Annotated in this window: 19 protein-coding genes; 9 read left to right on the top strand and 10 right to left on the bottom strand. The window is 37.8% G+C overall.

The window, feature by feature from the left end:
- Window positions 1-2: 2 nt before the first annotated feature.
- From ACJVDK_RS03370 to mutS, 6 genes are all read right to left on the bottom strand, one after another.
- Window positions 3-1,478 carry a phytoene desaturase family protein gene (locus ACJVDK_RS03370; RefSeq protein ID WP_443938880.1) on the bottom strand — a complete coding sequence of 492 codons (1,476 nt, stop codon included), beginning with the start codon at window positions 1,476-1,478 and terminating at the stop codon, window positions 3-5.
- A gap of 32 nt (window positions 1,479-1,510) precedes the next feature.
- Window positions 1,511-2,173 (bottom strand): MarR family winged helix-turn-helix transcriptional regulator, encoded by a 663-nt coding sequence (locus ACJVDK_RS03365; RefSeq protein WP_443938879.1) that lies wholly within the window; start codon window positions 2,171-2,173, stop codon window positions 1,511-1,513.
- Between the two features lie 460 nt (window positions 2,174-2,633).
- Complete coding sequence (locus ACJVDK_RS03360; RefSeq protein ID WP_443938878.1) at window positions 2,634-3,239, bottom strand: thioredoxin family protein; 606 nt, start codon at window positions 3,237-3,239, stop codon at window positions 2,634-2,636.
- A gap of 142 nt (window positions 3,240-3,381) precedes the next feature.
- Window positions 3,382-3,777 (bottom strand): TlpA disulfide reductase family protein, encoded by a 396-nt coding sequence (locus ACJVDK_RS03355; RefSeq protein WP_443938877.1) that lies wholly within the window; start codon window positions 3,775-3,777, stop codon window positions 3,382-3,384.
- 140 nt (window positions 3,778-3,917) lie between these two features.
- Window positions 3,918-4,379 (bottom strand): C40 family peptidase, encoded by a 462-nt coding sequence (locus ACJVDK_RS03350; protein ID WP_443938876.1) that lies wholly within the window; start codon window positions 4,377-4,379, stop codon window positions 3,918-3,920.
- Between the two features lie 54 nt (window positions 4,380-4,433).
- The gene (mutS, locus tag ACJVDK_RS03345; RefSeq protein WP_443938875.1) at window positions 4,434-7,043 is read right to left on the bottom strand and encodes a DNA mismatch repair protein MutS; all 2,610 of its coding nucleotides are present in this window, start codon (window positions 7,041-7,043) and stop codon (window positions 4,434-4,436) included.
- Window positions 7,044-8,217: 1,174 nt separating this feature from the next.
- Between mutS and ACJVDK_RS03340 the strand changes: the two genes are divergently transcribed.
- The 3 genes from ACJVDK_RS03340 (at window position 8,218) to ACJVDK_RS03330 (ending at window position 10,880) form a co-directional block, all read left to right on the top strand.
- Entirely contained in the window at window positions 8,218-9,264 is a 1,047-nt protein-coding gene (locus ACJVDK_RS03340; RefSeq protein WP_443938874.1) for a glycoside hydrolase family protein, read from the top strand.
- A gap of 188 nt (window positions 9,265-9,452) precedes the next feature.
- Window positions 9,453-10,499: a glycoside hydrolase family protein gene (locus ACJVDK_RS03335; protein ID WP_443938873.1), complete on the top strand. Its 1,047-nt coding sequence runs from the start codon at window positions 9,453-9,455 to the stop codon at window positions 10,497-10,499.
- 66 nt (window positions 10,500-10,565) lie between these two features.
- A complete protein-coding gene (locus ACJVDK_RS03330; protein WP_443938872.1) occupies window positions 10,566-10,880 on the top strand; it encodes an HPF/RaiA family ribosome-associated protein in 315 nt (104 codons plus the stop codon).
- 93 nt (window positions 10,881-10,973) lie between these two features.
- On the opposite strand, the gene ACJVDK_RS03325 is transcribed toward ACJVDK_RS03330, so the two are convergent.
- The 4 genes from ACJVDK_RS03325 to ACJVDK_RS03310 form a co-directional block, all read right to left on the bottom strand.
- Window positions 10,974-11,711, bottom strand: coding sequence for a menaquinone biosynthetic enzyme MqnA/MqnD family protein (locus tag ACJVDK_RS03325; RefSeq protein WP_443938871.1), 738 nt, complete (start codon window positions 11,709-11,711; stop codon window positions 10,974-10,976).
- A 59-nt stretch (window positions 11,712-11,770) separates the two neighbouring features.
- Window positions 11,771-12,394: a histidine phosphatase family protein gene (locus ACJVDK_RS03320; RefSeq protein WP_443938870.1), complete on the bottom strand. Its 624-nt coding sequence runs from the start codon at window positions 12,392-12,394 to the stop codon at window positions 11,771-11,773.
- Between the two features lie 154 nt (window positions 12,395-12,548).
- A complete protein-coding gene (gene mqnE, locus ACJVDK_RS03315) occupies window positions 12,549-13,742 on the bottom strand; it encodes an aminofutalosine synthase MqnE (protein ID WP_443940024.1) in 1,194 nt (397 codons plus the stop codon).
- Window positions 13,743-14,947: 1,205 nt separating this feature from the next.
- On the bottom strand, window positions 14,948-15,442 hold the full coding sequence (locus ACJVDK_RS03310; RefSeq protein ID WP_443938869.1) for a hypothetical protein: 495 nt from the start codon (window positions 15,440-15,442) through the stop codon (window positions 14,948-14,950).
- A 121-nt stretch (window positions 15,443-15,563) separates the two neighbouring features.
- On the opposite strand from ACJVDK_RS03310, the gene ACJVDK_RS03305 reads away from it, so the two are divergent.
- From ACJVDK_RS03305 to ACJVDK_RS03280, 6 genes are all read left to right on the top strand, one after another.
- Window positions 15,564-16,679: a trans-sulfuration enzyme family protein gene (locus tag ACJVDK_RS03305; RefSeq protein ID WP_443938868.1), complete on the top strand. Its 1,116-nt coding sequence runs from the start codon at window positions 15,564-15,566 to the stop codon at window positions 16,677-16,679.
- A gap of 361 nt (window positions 16,680-17,040) precedes the next feature.
- Window positions 17,041-17,874: a prephenate dehydratase gene (locus ACJVDK_RS03300; RefSeq protein WP_443938867.1), complete on the top strand. Its 834-nt coding sequence runs from the start codon at window positions 17,041-17,043 to the stop codon at window positions 17,872-17,874.
- Between the two features lie 47 nt (window positions 17,875-17,921).
- Window positions 17,922-19,061, top strand: a complete 1,140-nt coding sequence (locus ACJVDK_RS03295; RefSeq protein WP_443938866.1) for a chorismate mutase — start codon at window positions 17,922-17,924, stop codon at window positions 19,059-19,061.
- Window positions 19,062-19,281: 220 nt separating this feature from the next.
- Entirely contained in the window at window positions 19,282-20,571 is a 1,290-nt protein-coding gene (gene aroA / locus ACJVDK_RS03290; protein WP_443938865.1) for a 3-phosphoshikimate 1-carboxyvinyltransferase, read from the top strand.
- A gap of 88 nt (window positions 20,572-20,659) precedes the next feature.
- Window positions 20,660-21,757, top strand: coding sequence for a chorismate synthase (gene aroC / locus ACJVDK_RS03285; protein ID WP_443938864.1), 1,098 nt, complete (start codon window positions 20,660-20,662; stop codon window positions 21,755-21,757).
- Window positions 21,757-22,365 (top strand): DUF1684 domain-containing protein, encoded by a 609-nt coding sequence (locus tag ACJVDK_RS03280; protein ID WP_443938863.1) that lies wholly within the window; start codon window positions 21,757-21,759, stop codon window positions 22,363-22,365. The genes aroC and ACJVDK_RS03280 overlap by 1 nt, the downstream gene beginning before the upstream one ends.
- Window positions 22,366-22,428: the final 63 nt, after the last annotated feature.

Below are 22,428 nucleotides of genomic sequence, written 5' to 3'. Positions count from 1 at the left end.
TTTTAGTTTTTGTTAACCTCTTTTGCTACTATTTTACCTGATATTATTGAAGGGGGTACGCCGGGGCCTGGTACGGTTAATTGACCGGCATAAAAAAGATTACTTAATTTCTTATTTCTAATTTTAGGCTTTAACACCGCTGTTTGTTTTAAAGTATTAGCCAAACCATAGGCATTGCCTTTAAAAGCATTGTAATCCTGCATAAAATTAGACACACAATAACTTTGCCTGTATTCCAATTTATCGAATAAATGAGAGGCTCCGGTATGTTTTTCAATTCTGGCGAGCATCTTTTTTAAATAACTTTCGCGAACGCTTTCCTCATCAGAAAGGCCCGGAGCAACAGGGAGCAATAAAAAAAGGTTTTCACCGTGTTCTGGCGCTACATTGTCGTCCGTTTTTGAGGGGCAACACACATAAAACAATGGATTTTCGGGCCATCGCTTATCCGAATAAATGCACGCTATATGCTCATCTAAATCGTTTTCGAAAAATAAGGTATGGTGTCGTAAATCTGGAATTTTCTCCTTTACACCCAAATAGTAAATTAAACAAGAAGGTGCAAAAGTCCGTTCATTCCAATAGTTTTCCTTATAATTTCTATATTCTTGGGGAAGCAACGATTCAGTATGATGATAATCAGAAGAGGCAATTACCTCATCAAAGTGTTTTAACTCGTTATTAACACGCAACGCGACTACTTTTTTATCCTTAATAAGCAATTCGTCTACAGGCGCATTAAAATGGAAATGAGCCCCTTGCTTTTCGGCTACCTTTTTCATGGCTAAAACCAATTCGTAAAAACCGCCCATCGGATAATGAGTACCCAACACATATCCACCGTAATTCATTAAGCTATAGAGCGCTGGAATTGAATTAGGCGATGCGCCTAAAAAAATAACAGGAAATTCCATTAACGTCTTCAACTTCTGATTGGAAAAGTACTCGGCCACATAACTTCTAAAATCAGTTAGCAAATTGAGTTGAAGGGCACTTTTAGCAATTTTTGGAGAAACAAATTCCAACCAATTATAGCAAGGCTTATTTACAAAATCTTGCATCCCTACTTCGTACTTATATTTTGCCGACTGCATAAACTTATCCAATTGCTCAGCAGCACCTAACTCGGTTTTCTCCATCAATTGCTTTAACGCTGTATACTCCTTTGGCACGGCCATTTTCTCATCACCAAAAATCATTTCAAACTGAGGATCTAAGGCTTTCAATTGATAAAAATTAGAAGAATGATAACCAAAATCGGCAAAAAAACCCTCTATAATGTCGGGCATCCAATACCAACTCGGCCCCATATCAAACACATATCCATTCTCCGTTTTAAACTGCCGAGCTCTTCCCCCGGGTTGATTATGCTTTTCAAAAACATGCACCTCATGCCCCGCTTGCGCCAAATAAGCCGCAGCAGACATACCCGAAAAACCAGCACCTATAACCGCTATCTTCTTTTTATTATTGCTCATATATAAGGGATGAAAACATGTATCGATATTTCCTATTTTAAACGAACTCGAACGGCAGCTTCTTGCAACAAATCTTCTAAACTCAGATTTCGCTCATACAAGGGCTGATGAAAATCGTTCAGCTTGGTTAATAAATGAACTAAGGTTAATTTTTCAGTCAAAGATAAATTACCACTAACCGCTTTGGTGGCCTGCCTAATTTTACTCATCTGATTATCTAAAACAGTCAAACCCTTAACAGTAATACCTATAATTTTACTACGCCTATCCATCTCAGATACTTGTTGTTCTACCCAACCTTTTTTCATGAGTCTATTTATAATTAAAATACCAACCGATTTCTCATGCACATTCCTTTTTATTAAATCCATTTTCGTCATTTTGCCAAACGCCTTCAAATTAATGAGATAAATAAAATCTTCTTGAGTAGAAAAATCAGAACCCATTATCGCTGCCCTCGAATAGCTCTTAGCAAAACGATTCATATGAACTAAAAGCGTACTAATAACACTTTCTGCACTGCGGCCATCCTCCTTTCCCTCCCAAGAAAGAGAAAACTCGGCCTTTCGAAAATCATTACTTTGAACTATCCAGCTTTTAAAACCATCCAACGTATTCTTGTAATCCCCTTTAGAATTAGCCAAATCAAAATCCTCAGCCAAATCCACTAAATCTTTAAGAAACTGATAATTCATAGATTCACATTTTTAATACATAAATATACCAATAAAAATAATAAAAGAATATAAATACACAAAATATACATTAATTAACATGCACAATTCGTTATTCTTTCCTCGCATTTTTGCTTATCCAAGCCAAAAATCAAGTTGAAAGTTCCCTTTTCAAACTTAAACCCAAAGAAAACCTATTTTAGGCGTTTTAGCCCTTATAAAGAAAGCGAGCAATCAAGCTTGATATGTAAAAGATTAAAAAAAAGAAAAACAACAAAAAAGCCCACTATACACGTCGTATTGAAGACATAATTAAGCCAGCCAGAACGGCTATACCAAAGGCAAAAATCCTTGAACCAACGGATATCCTACATAATCATACTGCTAGTTTAGAACAAGAAGTAGAAGAACTAAAAGAGTTGGTTAATGTATTAATGGATAAATAAAAAAATCCGGTTGCGTTATTCAACCGGATTTTTTTTTAGACTTTTTTCCATTTGATGGTACATCCAATGGCTTTGGTGTTGGTAATGGTTGGTTTTTTACCCGCTGATAAATCAGCAATAGCATTTTTCACATAATTAGTAGCCTGTGGATTTTCCCCTTCTTGGTCGTTATCAATGGCACCGATGTATTCCACCACATTCCCTTTTGCAGTTTTGCTTACTACAAAAACATGTGGCGTTCTGCTTGCGCCAAATTGTTTGGTGACCACATGATTCGGATCTAGCAAATACGGATAGGTAATGTGCTTTGTTTTTGCTAAATCCTGCATTTTTTCATAACTATCACCCGGTACAGTCTCCGGATCATTCGGATTTATCGCCACCACAGGATAGCCTTTGCTTCCAAACTCAGCATTCAATGAAATTACACGATCTTGATACGCTTTAGCCACCGGACACGTGTTGCAAGTAAACACCACAATAAATCCCTTGGCCTTTTTAAAATCAGCCATGCTTACCATTTTTCCATCTACATTTTTTAAAGAAAAATCCTGTACCATGTCCCCTACTTGGTAGCCTGAACTTTGCGCCAATACCACTTTCGAAATCAGCACAAATGCAAATAAAACTAGTTTTTTCATTTCTTTTATGGTTAAAATTTATAAATGAATACCTTTTAATGTTTATCAAAAAAAGGCAAATATCACTCGAATTTAAAAAACGTAATCGTACACTAATTTAACTTAATTAATTAGATTTAAAGCAATTACACCCAAAAAAAACCTAATTAAATTCCTTTACAACACGAATTAATTCATCCTCCGTAAATTCCTTTTCGAAAAATTGCCGCTTCCCTTTCCATACAAATAAAGTTGCCGGTATAGAACCCGACCAATTCTTGTCAATCTGCTCGATATACACCTGTTGATCCGTTTCGTTTAAAAGCAGTACCTCCGAGGCTATGTTTTTGTTTATCACAAAAGGAATCACCTCTTTGGTCAGTTTAGATTTGGCATCAACACTCATCAATAAAACTTTTACGGGTTTTGTGAATTTTTGCTTTTGAAGGAGATCAAAATTCGGTAATTCTGCCACACAAGGAGCGCACCAGGTAGCCCAAAAATTAACAACAAATACCGTGTCCTTTCCTGCAGCCAAACGAGCGTCCAATTCACTCAATGTACAGAGTTTAACCTGGGCAGAAGAAGTGAAGCAAAAAATCAAAAAAAAGAAAACACAAATAATTCGCATATCGAAATAACGTTTATGAGGACCTTTTGGTTTTAATCGTCAAAAAAGATGCAAAAGAAGTAAGCAAACTACCTAATTGAACCCGATTTCACCAACGTTTTTTGGTAGGCAGGTAAAGTCATATCATCTACAATTACCCCTCTAGATGTGCTTGCATGCACAAAAAAGCCATTGTTTAAATACACGCCCACATGATCAACGGCTGCGCCACCAAACGAAAAAAACACCAAATCACCCTCCTCCAATCGAGAAACATTTTTCTCCTTTACGGCATTCGCCTGATCGCGTGAAATTCGAGGTAAAGATTTCCCGTAAATTTCCTTTTCCAACAAAAGTGCAAATCCCGAGCAATCAATCCCCGATTTATCGAGCCCTCCAAAACGATATTTCACCCCAGCCCAATCGGTAATAAAACGATAAAGTGCTTTGCTTTTTAAGTTAGACATCGCATCGGCAGCCCTAGCCCCTTTCGTATCGCTTTTAGCGGTATATCTTTTACTTCCACAAGCAGATAATAACAATATAACCAATGCAAAAAAACAATAAAAAGAAAATCCTTTTGTACGCATGCCTAGCCCATCTCCCTAATTTTTAATTAATCGTTGAATTTCATCCAATTTCAGTAAAGCTTCAACAGGCGTTAAAGCATTCACATCCAAATTATTCAATGTATCTCTAATTTTCACCAAAACCGGATCATCTACGGCAAACATCTGCAATTGATACGCTTGGTTTTGAACCTTTTTTATGCTGTCTTTAATGCTTTGCCCTTCGGTACGGTCAATCTCCAATTTCTTCAAAATTTCATTCGAACGTTGAATCAATTTAGGTGGCATACCTGCCATTTTGGCCACATGAATACCAAAACTATGTTCGCTACCTCCCGGAATCAATTTGCGCAAGAAAATAACTTTATTAGCCATTTCCTTAACCGAAACATTAAAATTCTTAATTCGAGGCATGGTGCTCGACAATTCGTTCAACTCGTGGTAATGCGTTGCAAACAAAGTTTTCGGACGTACAGTTGGGTGTTCATGTAAATATTCGGCAATTGCCCACGCAATCGAAATACCATCGTACGTACTTGTTCCACGGCCAATCTCATCCAATAAAATCAAACTATTATCCGAAATATTGTTCAAAATACTCGCCGTTTCATTCATTTCAACCATGAATGTACTTTCTCCAGAAGAAATATTATCCGATGCGCCAACACGTGTAAAAATCTTGTCTACAAGACCCACCTCAGCAGCTTTTGCCGGAACAAAAGAGCCCATTTGAGCCATCAACACAATTAAAGCGGTTTGACGTAGAATAGCCGATTTACCCGCCATATTTGGCCCCGTAATCATAATTATTTGCTGACTATCCGTATCTAAATAAACATCATTGGTAATGTATTCCTGCCCCATTGGCAATTGCTTTTCAATCACCGGGTGACGGCCACCTTTAATATCCAGAACTTTTTTCTTGGTAATTTTGGGCTTATTGTAATCATTTAAACGCGCCAATTGAGCAAAACAAAGCAAACAATCCAATTGCGCAATTAAAAACGAATTCAGCTGAATAGGCTTAATATAACCCGCCGTTTCATACATCAATTCATTATACAACCGAACCTCAATCGCTTGAATTTTCTCCTCAGCACCTAAAATTTGATCTTCATATTCCTTCAATTCAGGCGTAATATAACGTTCGGCATTCACCAACGTTTGCTTACGAATCCATCCCTCCGGAACCTTATCTTTATGCGTATGCGTAACTTCCAAATAATAGCCAAAAACATTGTTAAAAGCTATTTTTAGCGATGGAATACCTGTTGCTTCGGCTTCACGTTTCTGAATCTGAACCAAATAATCCTTACCGCCAAAAGCAATTTTACGCAAACGATCAAGCTCTTCATCAATGCCATCTGCAATCACATTTCCCTTAACCAACAATGCAGGCGGATCAGGTTGCAATTCACGCTCAATACGGGTACGAATAGACACACAAGGATTAAGTTGATCAGCAATTTTAGTTAAGAAAAGATTATTCGTCTTTAAAGCCAATTTCTTAATCTCTTCAACATGATTTAAAGCCCTTTTAAGGGCAATTAATTCGCGCGGACCCACACGCTGTAAACCTACTTTCGAAATCAACCTTTCTAAATCACCAATTTGCTTAATGTGCGTTAAAAATTCTTGTTGAATCTCTTCATGATTAACAAAAAAGTCAACCATTTCCAAGCGCTCCTCAATAGGTTTCAAATCCTTCAATGGCATCACAATCCATTTGTGAAGCATCCTTGCCCCCATGGGTGTGCAGGTTTGATCGAGTATATCAAATAAAGTAACAGCATGGTCGTTGGCCGAATTCACCAATTCTAAATTCCGAATGGTAAAACGATCCAACCACATATATTTATCCTCTTCAATTCTACTAATCGAGGTAATATGCTGTAAGTTTTTATGTTCGGTTTCTCCCAAATAATGTAAAATAACCCCAGCAGCCACTATTCCACTCTGCAGACGCTCAATACCAAAACCTTTCAAAGAAGTAACATCAAAATGTTTGGTTAACGTTTCATTGGCATAATCACTGGTATAAGGCCATTCATCCAAACCAAAAGTATAAAAGCGATCGCCAAAATTCTCAGTAAAAACTTGTCGTTTCGATTTTTGAAAAATCACCTCAGAAGGCTTAAAACCTTGCAAAAGCTTATCAATATAATCACTATTTCCTTGAGTCAACAAAAATTCACCCGTCGAAATATCTAAGAAAGCAATGCCAATGGTGTTTTTATCAAAAAAAACAGAAGCTAAAAAGTTGTTAGATTTTTGGTTAACAATATTATCGCCATACGCAACACCCGGTGTAACTAACTCGGTAACACCACGCTTAACAATGGTTTTAGTCGCTTTAGGATCTTCCAACTGGTCACAAATGGCTACCCGCTGACCGGCACGAACCAATTTAGACAAATAATTATCCAAAGAATGATGCGGAAAACCAGCCAACTCCAAAGCACCGTTAGGCCCTGTACCCCTTTTGGTTAATACAATACCTAAAATTTGTGCTGTTTTTACAGCATCCTCCCCAAATGTCTCATAAAAATCGCCAACTCTAAACAACAGCAATGCACCCGGATACTTCGCCTTAATAGCGTTGTATTGTTGCATTAACGGGGTTTCCTTATTCGTATCTTTAGCCAAAACTGAAATTAATTTACAAAAGCCATAAAGATAACACGATTAAACTTTGTACAACGGGTATGTTGATAAATTAAGAAAATGTTAATCTTTTCTATTTTTTTTAGAAAATGAACTGCAGCAGTGCTTTGGTTAAAACAGTCCGGCTATACGCTATAGCCCAATCAAAAATTGGGGCTGCCGCTGCTATCCGGTTTATGATGGAAGATCTGTAATGAATCGCTACCATAAACCTAGATGATGTTTTATTGTTTTGAACAGTTGTTTTCAATGCATGTTGCTCAAAATATCACTTTCATACTAATTTTGTCATACTGAGGAACGAAGTATCTCTTAAAAGAAATTTGCTTTTTTAGCTCTGTAACAAGCATTCATCTTTGAGATCCTTCGCTACGCTCTGGATGATAGCTGATTTTTCTACTTCCGAACTACCTTTTGCCTCACCAGACTTCCTGCCCATATTAACATCTGACTTTCCGACCTCCCACTTCCCGACTCTTCCCTTGCTTGCCTCTTGCCGGCGGGGCATCTACTTTTGTGGGCCAAAAGTAGCCAAAAGCCTTTGTCAATCCGGCTAGGCAGCTTTACCCACAAGGCTTTACGCAAAACAAAAACAGTCTCGCTAGGTTTTGTGGTGATTGGTTTTGTAACAATATTAATTATTTCCACAAAACTGAATAGAACAATGCTCGATGCTGCACATTCGAATGTTTCTGCTCCTGTTTTTGTTTTATTCCGCTGCTGGGGGTACATCCCGAGCATTCGGGGTTGACGGTCGTTCTTCGGTTACTAACTACAATTTTGAACGTTAGTTTTACTGATATAACGCTCAAAAATATCACTTTCATACTAATTTTGTCATACTGAGGAACGAAGTATCTCTTAAAAAAAAATCATTTTTAGCTCTGAAACAAGCATGCCCCTTTGAGATCCTTCGCTACGCTCTGGATGACAGCAAATGTTTGAACTTATTCAACTATTAAAATTACAACTCTCTACGCGCTCTGTGTAAAACCTCCTTACACTCTGTGGTAAAAAGACAAAGCTTAAAATAGCACAAAAGATTATCTTGCCCTGCACAAAAACCACATAGAACGAACATACCCCATATTTTCTCGATAAAATCCTTACTTTAGCTACCACATAGTATCCTTATTATCGAACAAACAAAAAAAACGTGAACAAATCCTTTTATTTATTCATCATTCTAGCTGCGTTTAAACTAAATCCTTTAAAGGCTCAACAAGCAGCAAAGCCTTTTTCAGAAAAACTAGAATTTATTGGTCCCGCTATTCAAGAACCTGGGTATCATGTCTGGGGTTCTTCGCCAATTATTGCAGAAGATGGACGTGTACATATCTTTGCTTCAAGATGGAAAATAGAAAACACATTTGACCCCGGCTGGCGAACAAGCTGTGAAATTGCGCACTACATTGCCGACAAACCCGAAGGACCTTTCAAATTTAAAGAAGTAGTTTTAAAAGGCGATCCCAAAAGCGATTGGGCTAAATTCGGCGCATCCAATCCTTTGATAAAGAAAGTTGGCGATCAATATGCTTTGTATTACATCGCAAACAACGACCCTAAGGCTCCGAATCATCCTAAAAGTCAACGAATTGGTTTAGTTACAGCTAAAAGCATCAACGGTCCATGGCACAAAGAAGGGAAAGACGGTTTAATTCTATCCCCATCACTAAATTCTACCAACTGGACGTACCAGGCGCATAATGGTGTAAACAATCCAGCTGCTTTAGTTCATCCCGACGGAGGAATTTTCTTGTATTTTAAATCGAACAAATACAAAATGGGATTGGCCATTGCGCAAGATGTAAAAGGACCGTATGTTCAGTTTCCAAGCAAGGTTACCAAAAATAACACCTCCATTGAAGATGGATATGCTTTTATTGACGAAAAGGGCAAATTCTGCTTATTAACCACCGATAACTTCGGAATTATAGAAAAAGGTGGAGGTATTTTATGGAAATCGGAAAATGGTTTAGACTTTAACGAAAAAGAATCGGGCTTCCATCCTCTTTCATACTATGTTGATTTTAAGAAATTTACAGAAAGAAAGAAAATATATTATGCTGGTGAGTTGGCCAAATTCGAACGTCCACAAATATTGTTCATCAATAACAAGCCAGCCTATTTATATGTTCCTTCCGGAACCAATATTTACGGTGGAGATGGAACCATTAGTTACGTACTAAAAATAAAAGAATAGCAAACGTTCGAGCGAATCTAAACCAAAAATTAAGATGCCATTCATACAAAATGAGCAGTGCGTTTTTAGCACTACGCTCATTTTGTATAAACATTTATCCTAGCTCAAAAGTATACGCCATATTTTCTCCATAAATTCCTTACTTTAGCTACCACATAGTATCCTTATTATCGAACAAACAAAAAAACATGAACAAATCCTTTTATTTATTCATCATTCTAGCTGCGTTTAAACTAAATCCTTTAAAGGCTCAACAAGCAGCAAAGCCTTTTTCAGAAAAATTAGAATTTATTGGTCCAGCAATACAAGAACCTGGGTACCATATCTGGGGCTCTTCTCCTATTTTTGGAGAAGACGGACGTGTGCATATCTTCGCATCCAGATGGAAGATAGAAAACAAATTTGAACCCGGTTGGCGAACAAGCAGTGAAATAGCACACTACATTGCCGATAAACCCGAAGGACCTTTCAAATTTAAAGAAGTAGTTTTAAAAGGCGATCCCAAAAGCGATTGGGCTAAATTTGGGGCACACAATCCTTTGATAAAGAAAATTGGCGACCAATATGCGTTGTATTACATCGCAAACAACGACCCAAAAGCTCCGAATCACCCTAAAAATCAGCGTATTGGTTTAGTTACCTCAAAAAGCGTAAACGGTCCCTGGCATAAAGAAGGAAAAGATGGTTTAATTCTATCCCCATCACTAGATTCTACAAATTGGACCTATCAGGCACATAACGGCGTAAACAATCCAGCTGCTTTAGTTCATCCCGACGGAGGAATTTTCTTGTACTTTAAATCGAACAAATACAAAATGGGCTTGGCCATTGCGCAAGATGTAAAAGGACCGTATGTTCAGTTTCCAAGCAAGGTTACCAAAAATAACACCTCCATTGAAGACGGATATGCTTTTATCGATGAAAAGGGCAAATTCTGCTTGTTAACCACGGATAACTTCGGAATTATAGAAAAAGGTGGAGGTATTTTATGGAAATCGGAAAATGGTTTAGACTTTAACGAAAAAGAATCGGGTTTTCACCCTCTTTCATACTATGTTGATTTTAAGAAATTTACAGGCAAAAAGAAAATATATTACGCTGGTGAGCTGGCCAAATTCGAACGTCCACAAATATTGTTCATCAATAACAAACCAGCTTATTTATATGTTCCTTCCGGAACCAATATTTACGGTGGAGATGGAACTATTAGTTATGTCTTAAAAATAAAAGAATAGGAAACAGTTGAACGAATCTAAACTAAAATAGCTATATTGAGAATCAACATATTTTTTCTATATACTATGATTATACAACTTAACACCGACAAAAATTTAACCATCCATCAAGAATACGAAAACAAGATTCGCACACAATTAAACGATAATCTAAGTCGCTTTGATGGCTTCATTACACGATTAGAAGTGCATTTCTCAGACGAAAACGGTAGTAAAGATGGCCAAGAAGATAAAAGGTGTCTTTTAGAGGCACGTTTATCAGGCAAAGAACCAATAGCCGTTTCAACGGCAGGTAACACGTACGACCTTGCCTTAACCGGGGCCATTGGCAAATTAAAAAACAAACTAGATACCGTTACAGGGAAATTAAAATCCCATTAATACAAAAAGAGCGAAGTGTACAAAAACACTTCGCTCTTTTTCTTTGAAAAGCTATTGGATATACCAAGGAAGTTTCATTTCTAGACCTTCCGACTACTCCTCTTTATCCAATTGGGCTATATAATCCAAAAATAAGTTTAAAGCCTTTTTTCTATCCGATGTTAGATCAAATTGCAATTTATGATACAAGTAATCTGTTAAATCAAAATTCTCTATTTTAGGTAAGGCAGCCAAAACAACCTCCCGATTATCCAAACCAAACTTAAGCGCAGCATTAAACTCATCTTTAAATACTTGCGAAATTTCTTTGTTAGCTACCCAAGCGGCATAAACAAAAGGTAAACCGGTAAAATTTTTCCACTCGGCTCCCAAATCATATGCATACGCAAAATCATCTTTCTTACCAAAAGTACGATCACCAATCAAAACAATCGCATCTGCAGGCTCATCTATGTCGCGGGTAAAAGTAACATCCTGTTTCCAAAAGAATTTCAATAAAACCTTGGCTAAATTATTGGATGTACGGGAATGTGAATCCAATCGTATTTTTTTTATTTCCTGAACGGGAACATTACTAAAAATAAATACCGAATTCACTTCTCCATCGCTACCGATGCAGTAATCAGCTACGATATTGGCATTCGGAACAGAAGGAATCGCCGCTACAGGCATTAAACCAATATCAACCAAACCACTAATCACTTTGGCTGCACAATCAGTCGGGATATCTAAACTTAAATCAATTTTGGAACGGATTGCAGCATGCTCCAATCCGTAAATAAATGCTTTGGTGTTGGTATAGGCAACAGCCGATATTTTAATTTTATTCAATGTGTTAAACTATAAATCATTCATTCGCCTTAACTAAAAAATAGTTTGCGTACAATGAATTACTCTTCTATCAAATGTCTTAAATGTGTGGTATCGTTAAAACTCAAAACGCTAAACTTCCCGTCGGCAAAGCCCAATTTATACAACACCGTATTTTGGTGTGGAAATTCGGTCATCTGACTCAAAGGTAAACCAGTTAATAAACACAAAAAAACCCGCATGGCTCTTCCGTGCATACATACCAAAACCCTTTTTTCAGGTCCTTCACTTGCCAGTACTTCCATTGGACCTTTTAGACGCTCGTAAACATCTTGTACACTTTCACCACCTTCAAAATGTGCAGTATAATCGCCATCTTCCCAGGTTTGTAACATCAAACGAAAAGCTTCTCTCGCATCTTCATTATTGGGTTTACCTTCCCAAATGCCCCAAGCAAGTTCATCTAAACCCGACAAACGTTCCCAAGGCAATTCAGCATCGATAAACTTTTGTACCGTTTGCCACGTACGTTTTAAATCAGATGTGTATACCTTATCAAATGCAATATCTTTGTATTCCTGATAAAAAGCCTCCGCTTGTGCTCTACCACGCTCATTTAAATCAGAATTTATGCCACGTCCTTGCACAATTCCTTGTTTATTTAAGTCTGTTTCCCCGTGTCTAATGATGTAAATTTCTTTCATATATCTTTAAGTCAAAAGTGAGTGGTGAATAGTGAGCATTAAACTATGATTATTAAGTAGTTAGCATGAAGTATCAAGACGTATCGCCCATCTAGCAATTCAGTAAAAACCAGTTACCCAATTCAACTAATCAATCAAAAAACTAACCAACCACCTAATTAACCACCGGAAGTTTATAATATTTCGGTTTCTCTTCTTCCTCAAACACCACATTTTCGAAATCAGTCACCACATTGTACAAGGTATCGCGTTCAATAGCTTTACGTCCAACTTGTTTAATTAAGGTAACCAATTCGCGTGTGCTCATGGCCGGGTTTTGCTCTTCAGCTCCTGCCATAGAATAAATCTTGGTGGTATCATCCAATGTTCCGTCAATATCATCAACACCATAATTTAAAGATAACTGAGCCGTTTCTCTACTAATCATCGCCCAATAGGCTTTTATATGATCAAAATTATCCATATAAATACGAGCAATGGCGTAATTACGTAAATCTTCAATAACCGAAACCTCCGGAACAGCACTCATTTGATTATGCTGATTTCTAAACTTCAAAGGAATAAACGTCTGAAAACCACCAGTTTTATCTTGTAATTCGCGCAATTTCTCCATGTGATCTACGCGATGCCAAAAAGCCTCCACATGACCATACAACATAGTTGCGTTACTGCGCATCCCTAATTTATGCCATTCTTCGTGTATTTGTAACCACTGTTCACCAGTACATTTATCTTTGGCAATTTGCTCGCGTACTTCAGGATGAAAAATTTCTGCACCACCACCTGGAATAGATTCCAATCCAGCTTCTTTCATTAACTTCATTCCTGTGGCATAATCCACTTTGGCTTTTTTAAAGATATAATGATATTCAACCGGTGTTAATGCTTTCACATGTAAATCCGGACGGTGTTTTTTAATTTCACTAAACAATGCTGAATAAAAGGCAAGATCATACTGTGGCAACACGCCCCCAACAATGTGTACCTCTGTAACGGGTTCGCCATCGTATTTTTTCACCACATCCAGCATCTCTTCCAAGCTTAAAGCCCAGCCTTCTTCCTTCTGTTTAATCAGGCGCGAATACGAGCAAAATTTGCAATCGTATACACATAAATTAGTGGGTTCTAAATGGAAATTGCGATTAAAATAAGTACGATCGCCATGTTTCTTTTCGCGAACAAAATTGGCTAAAACGCCTAAATACCCTAATTCGGCATGTTCGTAAAGGTATACACCTTCATCAAACGTAATACGTTCTCCTTGAAGAACTTTAGTTGCTATGTTTTGTAATTCAGTTGATAAGTTGGTATCCGCTAATATTTTTTCAACCTGCTCAGTTGTATTCATTCCTGATTTATTTTGAACAAAAATACAATAATGAGCCGATTTCAAAATCATTTTCATGTAACAAACCGCTTATTCGGCATCCTTAAAATAGAAGCTCCTTTATATTTACCTGTTTGAGAAGTATTTTCCATCATAGAACAAATAGTTTGGGTGTTTTTTTAATCACGAAGAACGCAAAGAAGCGCAAAATTGTTAAAGAAGGAACTAGATGTAGGTCTGTTTTCCTACGTGAGCTATGTTTCTATGCCTTTCCTATGCGGCAAAAACGAATGAATATGCCCAATTTTTTTTGGAACACATAGATTCATAGGACACATAGTTCGGATAGTTTCTATGTATTCAGTGAAAACCCTTTCCGTGTGTTCCGCGTTTCTGTGGTTAAAGAAGGAACTAGATGTAGGTCTGTTTTCCTATGTGAGCTATGTTTCTATGCCTTTCCTATGCGGTAAAAACGAATGAATATGCCCAAAAATTTTTGGAACACATAGATTCATAGGACACATAGTTCGGATAGTTTCTATGTATTCAGTGAAAACCCTTTCCGTGTGTTCCGCGTTTCTGTGGTTAAAGAAGGAACTAGATGTAGGTCTGTTTTCCTACGTGAGCTATGTTTCTATGCCTTTCCTATGCGGTAAAAACGAATGAATATGCCCAAAAATTTTTGGAACACATAGATTCATAGGACACATAGTTCGGATAGTTTCTATGTATTCAGTGAAAACCCTTTCCGTGTGTTCCGCGTTTCTGTGGCTAAAGAAGGAACTAGATGTAGGTCTGTTTTCCTATGTGAGCTATGTTTCTATGCCTTTCCTATGTGGTAAAAACGAATGAATATGCCCAAATTTTTTTGGAACACATAGATTCATAGGACACATAGTTCGGATAGTTTCTATGTATTCAGTGAAAACCCTTTCCGTGTGTTCCGCGTTTCTGTGGCTAAAGAAGGAACTAGATGTAGGTCTGTTTTCCTATGTGAGCTATGTTTCTATGCCTTTCCTATGTGGTAAAAACGAATGAATATGCCCAAAATTTTTTGGAACACATAGATTCATAGGACACATAGTTCGGATAGTTTCTATGTATTCAGTGAAAACCCTTTCCGTGTGTTCCGCGTTTCTGTGGCTAAAAAAATGCACTCGTCATAAAACAAAAAAAGCAACCCAAAATTGGGTTGCTCCAAAACAATTGTTTTTCATAGGTAAATCTTAATTCGCTGCAGGGCTAAAAGTTAAAACGATGTTAGCCGTTTTTCCGCCAAATTCTATTGGCGATTTTAGCACCATCATATCTTTCGATAATTGAGCCAATACAAAACGGTAACCTTCCGTTACGTTCTTCGCTTTATCGCCTTCATATATCTTTTTAAACTGAAATGTTTCGTCTTTTGGCGTTGCCGACCAAAAAATGGTTTGTGTAAATGCACCACAAGCACTTGATGCCGGTAATGAATACGACCCATTTCCGCTATTTGTTAATTTCCAGGTACTACCTTCAAAACATTTATACGATTTTTCACCTAAAAAACCCTTCACCGCTTGGTCTGGCAAACCTTCTAATGCTACATTACTTACCACCCATGTACCGGTAACCGTACCTCTACCTCCGTTAATTGCCGTGTTGGCACTTTTAGATGTTGAACAACTTTGTAATATAACCAATGCTGAAAATGCAAAGGCAAAAGCAATAACCAATTTTTTCATCTCTTAATATTTAAATTCCTTGCTACAATTACATAAATCTTGCCAAAAAACATTATTCGCTTAAAATTTCACTCATTTTATTAAATTGCCTACGCAAATCATTAAACTAGAATATACCGTCATGAAACCAGAAACCCTTGCTATACATGCATCTAATCTTATAAAAAGCGCCACAGGCGATGTTACCCCTCCTATTAGTTTAACCACAACTTTTTTTAGAGGCGAAGATGGAAATTATCCGGGTGGGCATATGTATAGTAGAGTAAGTAACCCAAACAGGTCTGCTTTAGAAAACACTTTAACCCAATTGGAGTATGGTAAAGATGCCGCTGCATTCTCGTCTGGAAACACTGCTGGGATGGCATTATTTCAAGCATTAAAGCCCGGAAGTCACATAATCGCTCCGGATGACATGTACTGGGGCTTCAAAAAACAATTACTCACCATCTTTTCCGGAATTCTTGAATTTGATTTCATCGACCAAACCAATTTAGCGCTTGTTAAACAATCAATAAAAGCTAACACCAAGCTCATTTGGATAGAAACCCCTTCTAATCCCTTATTAAAGGTAACCGATATTGAAGCCCTTGCCAACATTGCCAAAGAAAACAAATGTACATTGGCCTGCGATAGCACCTTTGCTTCGCCGATTTTGCAAAATCCGATTTTGCTTGGGGCAGACATAGTCATGCATAGCAGTACCAAATACTTAGGCGGGCATAGCGATATATTAGGTGGTATTTTAGTTACCGCCAAAAAAGATGCACTATGGGAAGCCATTAAAAACGTACAACAAACTGGCGGCGCAGTTCCCTCTCCTTTCGATTGCTATTTACTTTGCCGGAGCATTAAAACATTAGCCTATCGCATGAAAGGACATTGCGAAAACGGAAAAAAAGTCGCTGAATTCCTAGTGGCTCATCCAAAAGTTGAAAGCGTTTTTTATCCCGGATTAAAAAACCATCCACAATATACCGTAGCGTGTAAACAGATGAAAGATTTTGGGGGGATGTTATCCTTCTTGGTAAAAGGCACAAATGAAACCGCAAGAGCAGTTGTAAACAAAGTTCGGTTATTTGCCCAAGCAACGAGTTTAGGCGGTGTAGAAAGTTTGATTGAACATCGTGCCTCCGTTGAAGGGCCCGACACCAAAACACCAGGCACATTAATACGCATCTCCGTTGGTTTAGAGCACATTGACGATTTAATTGCCGATTTAAACCAAGCTTTAAGCTAAAATACTGAAATTCCTACCATTAAAATAGCAACCAAGCAAAAAAAACCATTAACAATTCAATAATAAAAAAAATAAAAATTTATCAATTTAAAAACAAAACACCCTTTTCACCATCACTAAATACCAAAAACACATTAATTATTAAAAAATACTATTCAGGTCTTGACAAATAAATTTAAGTACCTATATTTGGCTTATTCAAAAATAGCACATGCAATTAAATAACACATATTTTGGTTTTGGTTACTTTTACTACTTTAGTAAGAGCCGGGACTAGATATGCAAAAAAATATAAAACAAATATTAAATGTATAAAAAAGTCCCGGTAGATCACCGGGACTTTTTTTGTTTAACACAAAAAATGGAAACGAAAAAACGTGTAGCAATTCAGGGAATCAAAGCCTCCTTCCACGAAGAAGCAGCTTACAAATTTTTTGGAAAAGATATTGAAACAATCGAATGCAATTCTTTCAAAGAAACCTGCGACAAATTAGAAGCAAATCAAGCTGACTTTGTGGTTATGGCTATTGAAAACTCAATTGCAGGTAGTTTATTACCAAACTATACTTTGATCCGCGATTGTGGCTTTGCAGTAGTAGGTGAAGTATACTTAGCTATCCAATTGCACTTGATGGCGCTTCCAGGTGTGAAATTTGAAGATGTAAAAGTAGTAACCTCGCACCCGATTGCCATTCGCCAATGTGTAGACTTCTTTTACGACTATCCACACGTTAAAATCATTGAAAGCAACGATACAGCGGCTTGTGCAAAACGTATACGAGATGAACAATTAACCGATACTGTTGCCATTGCAAACACCCTTGCAGCTGAACTATACGGACTAAACATTTTAGAGCGTCGAATAGAATCAAATAAGAAAAATTTCACACGTTTTTTAATCCTTAAAAAAGATAAAACAGACGAAGAAAAGAAAATCAACAAAGCTTCCATCTGTTTCCAAGTGGGACACAAAGCAGGTTCTTTAGCTACGGTACTCAATGTGTTTGCCGAACAAGAAGTAAGTTTAACCAAAATACAATCGATGCCCATTTTAGGAAAACGCCATGAATATTACTTCTATGTAGATTTAGAATGGCCAAGTACAGAAAAATACGATAAAGCGATTCGAAAAGCCTTAAAATACACCTCAAACTTTATCATTTTAGGTGAATACCTGAAAAACGACAAAGTATAAAAACAATAAAAAACATAATTTTAAAAATATAATACTCCTCAATAATCATGAAACTTAATTTGAACATTCAACCCTTAAACACTTGGTTAAACACCAATAATGAGCCTTTATTAATCTCAGGACCGTGTAGTGCAGAAACCGAAGAACAATTATTAACCACCGCTCATTTGCTTGCTGCAACGGGTAAAGTATCGGTATTGAGAGCCGGAATCTGGAAACCACGTACACGTCCAGGAGAATTCGAAGGCATTGGAAGTATTGGTCTTGAGTGGTTGAAACGCGCAAAAGCAGAAACTGGTTTACCAACAGCAGTGGAAGTGGCGAATGCAAAACACGTGGAAGAAGCATTAGCCGCAGGCGTGGATATTTTATGGATTGGTGCACGCTCAACGGTAAACCCTTTCACCGTCCAAGAAATTGCCGATGCCTTAAAAGGACACGATGTACCAGTATTAATCAAAAATCCAGTTAATCCTGATTTACAATTATGGATTGGTGCAATTGAACGGATTAACGGTGCTGGAATTACCAAAATTGGTGCTATCCACCGCGGTTTTTCATCATTCGAAAAAAGCTCATTCCGTAACGAACCTATGTGGGAATTGGCTATCCAATTAAAAACACTTTGCCCAGATTTACCAATCATCAACGACCCTAGTCACATCTGTGGTAACCGCGAATTAATCCCTTATATCTCACAAAAAGCATTGGATTTAGACATGCAGGGTTTAATGATTGAATCACACGTAGACCCATCAGTGGCTTGGACAGACGCGAAACAACAAGTTACGCCTGCGGCATTAGCAGAATTAGTAAGCAAATTAACCGTTCGCGAACCAGAATCTAAAAATGAGGCTTTTGCCGATAAATTAGCTGATTTACGTAAATCAATTGATAAAATTGACGATTTATTATTGCAAAAATTAGGCGAGCGTATGTCAATCGTTGAGAAAATTGGCGAATTCAAACGCGATAATCAAGTAACAATTTTACAAGTAAATCGTTGGGATGAAATCTCTAAAAAAGGACAAGCTTTTGCAAAAGCATTAAAGCTAGATTTAACCTTTACAGAGAAATTCTTAGAACTTGTACACGGCGAATCGATTCGTAAGCAAACCGAAATTATGAATGCTGGTAAAACAGCGGAAGGAATTGCAGCGGAACAACACACCGAAGTAAAAGCATAATACAACCGATTGGCTTTAAACCAAGCATAATCGATACAATCCTTGTCCTTGCGAGTAGGAAAACAAAAATTCTTTTCTTGCAAGGACAATTTACCGTTTTCAAAATGGCTGTTTTATCCCGCACATAACGGGAATTAACATAAACTCGTATGAAACACCTAAACTTCAAACAAACCCATACGAAGAAAATAGCCGCATTTGAAACTTAACACCGAATAAAATGTCAAAAAATGCCTTAGTTTCTTTTAAAGGAAATAAGAATATACATACCGAAATCCAATTAACGGGTTCAAAAAGTGAATGCAACCGAGCACTTATTATCAGTGCTTTGAGCAAAAACACCGTTAAAGTAGCCAATCTTTCTAATGCCGCAGATACGGTAACGTTGAATAAGATTTTAAACACCTTAACAAACGAAACCGACTTAACTGCAGTAGAATCTACCTTGGTTGATGTAGGCCCAGCAGGAACCGCCATGCGTTTTTTATCGGCTTATTTATCGGCAAAAAATGGAAATTTCTTACTCACCGGTACCGAAAGAATGAAAGAACGTCCAATTGGAATTTTAGCCGAAGCGCTTAAAGAAATTGGAGCCAACATTGCCTATGCGGGAAAAGAAGGCTTTCCCCCCTTGCAAATTGTAGGACCCTTGGTACAAAAATCGAGACACGTTAAAATAAAAGGAGATATCAGTAGTCAATATATTTCAGCATTGCTCATGATTGCCCCTATTTTACCGCAAGGATTAACGCTCGAAATTGAAGGCGAATTAACCTCTCGTCCCTATGTTGACATGACATTAGACATGTTAACTTCGGTAGGTATTTCGCATACCTGGGGTAGTAAACAAACCGATGGAAAAGAAAATTTAATCGCAATAGAACCACAAAAATTTGATGATGCAACCTTGGTTGTAGAACCGGATTGGAGCGCGGCTTCCTATTGGTACAGCATTGCGGCTCTAGCCAATGAAGCAAAAATTGAATTGCCCGCATTAAAAGCAAAAAGCTTACAAGGCGACAGCAAAATCCAAAACATCATGAAAATTTTCGGGGTATTTACCGAGAAAACAGACCAAGGAATTTCCATTAGCAACTTAGGGGTTTCTTTAGAAACCGATCAGGTATTGGATTTAAAAACATGCCCGGATTTAGCACAAACAATTATTGTGGTAGCCGCTGCTATGGGTAAAAACATGGCTTTCACCGGTTTGGAAACCCTTAAAATAAAGGAAACAGACCGCATTGCGGCCTTGCAAAATGAATTAGCAAAAATTGGTGTTACCTTAACTGAAAATAATTTCATTTATACTTTAAATTGCGATGAATTGCATTTCCCTAAGAAAGTAACTATTGCAACGTACGAAGACCACCGCATGGCTATGGCTTTTGCTCCCTTAGCGTTACTTATCGATGAAATAGAAATTGAAGAGATGCAAGTGGTGGAAAAATCATATCCTTATTTTTGGGAAGATTTGAAAACTGCGGGTTTTGAAGTAGCTGAAAAATAAATTGAACCTTTCGGTTGAAAAAGAAAATGAATGTGAACAGAAGAAATAATCCTCATAAAAGCTTATTTCTACTAAAAATATAAACTAAATGGCTGGAAACTCTTTTGGAGAACTTTTTAAAATAACCACGTTTGGCGAATCGCATGGTGTAGCAATTGGTGCAATTGTAGACGGCTGTCCGGCTCAATTGCCTATTGATATGGAATTTATCCAATCGGAACTAGACAAACGCCGCCCAGGACAATCAAAAATTACCACCCAACGAAAGGAAAGCGATACTGTTCAAATTCTATCAGGCGTTTTCGAGGGTAAAAGCACGGGAACACCCATTGCTCTACTCATTCCAAATGAAGACCAACGTTCAAAAGATTACGGTCATAACATCGATGTGTATCGCCCAAGTCATGCCGATTATGTGTATGATGCCAAGTATGGCATTCGAGATCACAGAGGTGGCGGACGTTCATCGGCAAGGGAAACCGCTGCCCGTGTAGCAGCAGGTGCCATTGCGAAGCTCTTTTTAAAGCACCACGGCATCGAAATTTTTGCCCATGTAACCTCGGTTGGAAAAATAGATGCCCCCAATCTAGAAAGCACTAACTTATCCGAGCTATTGGAAATTCGCGAAGCTAACATTGCACGCTGTGCCGACCCCGCTACTGCAAACGAAATGATTGAATATATCGATAACATTCGCAAGAATGGCGATACAGTTGGTGGAAAAATCAGTTGCGTAATTAAAGGATGTCCTGCTGGCTTAGGTGAACCCGTATTCGATAAACTGCACGCCGACCTCGGCAAAGCCATGTTAAGCATCAATGCGGTGCACGGTTTTGAATATGGTTCTGGATTCGCCGGAAGTGAGCTGCTAGGCTCCCAACACAACGATATTCCTCAGCCAAAAGAGGCCGATGCAAAGGTTTTCAAAACGATTACCAACCATGCAGGCGGTATTTTAGGTGGCATTTCTAATGGAATGGACATCACCTTTAAAGTAGCCTTTAAACCCGTGGCAACCATTATGCATAACCAAGCAACCATCAATGCAGCAGGTGAAGCAGCCGAAATTAAAGGAAAAGGTCGCCACGACCCATGTGTGGTTCCGCGAGCGGTGGTGATTGTAGAAGCCATGGCAGCGTTGGTTTTAGCCGACCAATTTTTACGTAACAAAGCAACGCAATTATAATGGCTCTATTGAAGTATTTACTTATTTTATGTACCCTGTTTAGCCTAACAACCTATGCCCAATCGTATGAAACGCAATTGGCTAAACACCGTCAAAAATACAAGGAAGATTTTTTAAAAGATGCCAATTCCCCGCTTAAGAAAAAAGATTTAACAAACCTCAATTTCTATCCGGCAGATAGTACCCTTAAAGTACAGGCAACAGTCGAACTACTTAACGAACCGAGTCCTTTTAAAATGTTGGCACACGGAGGTACTTCTAGCGATTATATCCGCTATGCGAAACTCACATTTGCCTTAAACCAACAGGATTTTGTTTTGTATCTGTACGCGAGCGTGATGCTTTCGAAAAATCCAACCTACAAAAACCATTTATTTTTGCCATTTACAGATGAAACAAATGGCACAGAAACCTATGGTGCAGGACGTTACTTGGACCTCGATAAATCGGCGATAAAAAACTCCACACTTGAAGTAGATTTCAACTTGGCTTATAACCCTTACTGCGCCTACAGCAATGCGTATAATTGTCCCATTCCACCAAAAGAAAACAAATTATCCATTGAAATAAAAGCAGGAGAAAAGAATTATTCTGGAAAAGTAAAATAATAATAAAGCAGAAGATTTGAAAATTGAATAGCTAAAAGCACAATTAGCAAAAAAACGGGAATT

The organism is Pedobacter paludisoli (assembly GCF_052344095.1).
In the GTDB taxonomy this organism is placed as follows: Bacteria; Bacteroidota; Bacteroidia; order Sphingobacteriales; family Sphingobacteriaceae; genus Pedobacter.
The sequence above is the reverse complement of the archived record's forward strand: the minus strand, read 5'-3'. Positions and strand labels throughout refer to the sequence as shown.

What these genes read in the sequence shown, in the direction of transcription:
- aroC (WP_443938864.1), top strand. Translation starts at nt 20,660, where the DNA reads ATGGCTGGAAACTCTTTTGGAGAACTTTTTAAAATAACCACGTTTGGC.
- aroA (WP_443938865.1), top strand. Translation starts at nt 19,282, where the DNA reads ATGTCAAAAAATGCCTTAGTTTCTTTTAAAGGAAATAAGAATATACAT.
- ACJVDK_RS03370 (WP_443938880.1), bottom strand. Translation starts at nt 1,478, where the DNA reads ATGAGCAATAATAAAAAGAAGATAGCGGTTATAGGTGCTGGTTTTTCG.
- ACJVDK_RS03330 (WP_443938872.1), top strand. Translation starts at nt 10,566, where the DNA reads ATGATTATACAACTTAACACCGACAAAAATTTAACCATCCATCAAGAA.
- ACJVDK_RS03310 (WP_443938869.1), bottom strand. Translation starts at nt 15,442, where the DNA reads ATGAAAAAATTGGTTATTGCTTTTGCCTTTGCATTTTCAGCATTGGTT.
- ACJVDK_RS03300 (WP_443938867.1), top strand. Translation starts at nt 17,041, where the DNA reads ATGGAAACGAAAAAACGTGTAGCAATTCAGGGAATCAAAGCCTCCTTC.
- ACJVDK_RS03320 (WP_443938870.1), bottom strand. Translation starts at nt 12,394, where the DNA reads ATGAAAGAAATTTACATCATTAGACACGGGGAAACAGACTTAAATAAA.
- ACJVDK_RS03365 (WP_443938879.1), bottom strand. Translation starts at nt 2,173, where the DNA reads ATGAATTATCAGTTTCTTAAAGATTTAGTGGATTTGGCTGAGGATTTT.
- ACJVDK_RS03280 (WP_443938863.1), top strand. Translation starts at nt 21,757, where the DNA reads ATGGCTCTATTGAAGTATTTACTTATTTTATGTACCCTGTTTAGCCTA.
- ACJVDK_RS03360 (WP_443938878.1), bottom strand. Translation starts at nt 3,239, where the DNA reads ATGAAAAAACTAGTTTTATTTGCATTTGTGCTGATTTCGAAAGTGGTA.
- ACJVDK_RS03335 (WP_443938873.1), top strand. Translation starts at nt 9,453, where the DNA reads ATGAACAAATCCTTTTATTTATTCATCATTCTAGCTGCGTTTAAACTA.
- mqnE (WP_443940024.1), bottom strand. Translation starts at nt 13,742, where the DNA reads ATGAATACAACTGAGCAGGTTGAAAAAATATTAGCGGATACCAACTTA.
- ACJVDK_RS03305 (WP_443938868.1), top strand. Translation starts at nt 15,564, where the DNA reads ATGAAACCAGAAACCCTTGCTATACATGCATCTAATCTTATAAAAAGC.
- ACJVDK_RS03295 (WP_443938866.1), top strand. Translation starts at nt 17,922, where the DNA reads ATGAAACTTAATTTGAACATTCAACCCTTAAACACTTGGTTAAACACC.